Annotated in this window: 1 protein-coding gene; it reads left to right on the forward strand. The window is 70.9% G+C overall.

What is annotated here, in order from left to right:
- Positions 1–1,009: galactonate dehydratase (gene dgoD, locus U4E84_RS18540; protein WP_322533524.1), on the forward strand; the 1,009-nt coding region annotated here is incomplete at its 5' end.
- Between the last annotated feature and the right edge of the window lie 56 nt (positions 1,010–1,065).

Consider the following 1,065-nt stretch of genomic DNA (forward strand, 5'->3'; position numbering starts at 1 on the left):
GCTCGACAACTACCTGCTCGGCGAGGACCCGGCGCGGATCGAGGACCACTGGCAGGCGATGTACCGCGGCGGCTTCTACCGCGGCGGTCCCGTGCTGATGAGCGCTATCGCCGGGATCGACCAGGCGCTGTGGGACCTCAAAGGCAAGGGGTTCGGTGCCCCCGTCCACGAGCTGCTCGGCGGCCGCGCGCGCGACCGGATCCGCGTCTACCAGTGGATCGGGGGGGACCGGCCGGCGGACGTCGGCGAGGCCGCCCGCGAGAAGGTCGACGCGGGCTTCTCGGCGCTGAAGATGAACGCGACCGCGGAGCTGCGGCCGATCGACAACCCGGCAGCGGTGGCCGCCGCCGCCGACCGGATCGCGGCCGTGCGGGAGGCGGTCGGCGACGGGGTCGACGTCGGCGTCGACTTCCACGGCCGCGTGTCGAAGCCGATGGTCCGGCGGCTCGCGGCCGCGCTGGAGCCGTACGACCCGATGTTCATCGAGGAGCCGGTGTTGCCGGAGCACAACGACGCGCTCCCGGCGATCCGCGACTCGACGACGATCCCGATCGCGACCGGCGAGCGGATGTACTCGCGGTGGGACTTCAAGGAGGTGTTCGAGGCCGACGCGGTGGACCTGATCCAGCCGGACGTCTCGCACGCCGGCGGGATCACCGAACTGAAGAAGATCGCGTCGATGGCCGAGGCGTACGACGTGTCGGTCGCACCGCACTGCCCGCTCGGGCCGATCGCGCTCGCCTCCTGTGTCCAGGTCGACGCCTGTACGCCGAACGCGCTCATCCAGGAGCAGTCGCTCGACATCCACTACAACGAGACGAGCGACGTGTTGGACTACCTCGCCGACCCGTCGGTGTTCGAATACCGCGACGGCTTCGTCGACATCCCGGACGGCGACGGGCTGGGGATCGAGATCGACGAGGCCCACGTTCGCGAGCGGGCCGAGGAGGACGTCGACTGGCACAACCCCGTCTGGCGCCACGACGACGGCCCCGTCGCGGAGTGGTGATCCGGATGGCGTTCGAGGCGACACGACCGAGGGGTGGCCGATGACCCGGCGACCCG

It is taken from the genome of Halorubrum sp. AD140 (genome assembly GCF_034497445.1).
Classification (GTDB): Archaea; Halobacteriota; Halobacteria; order Halobacteriales; family Haloferacaceae; genus Halorubrum.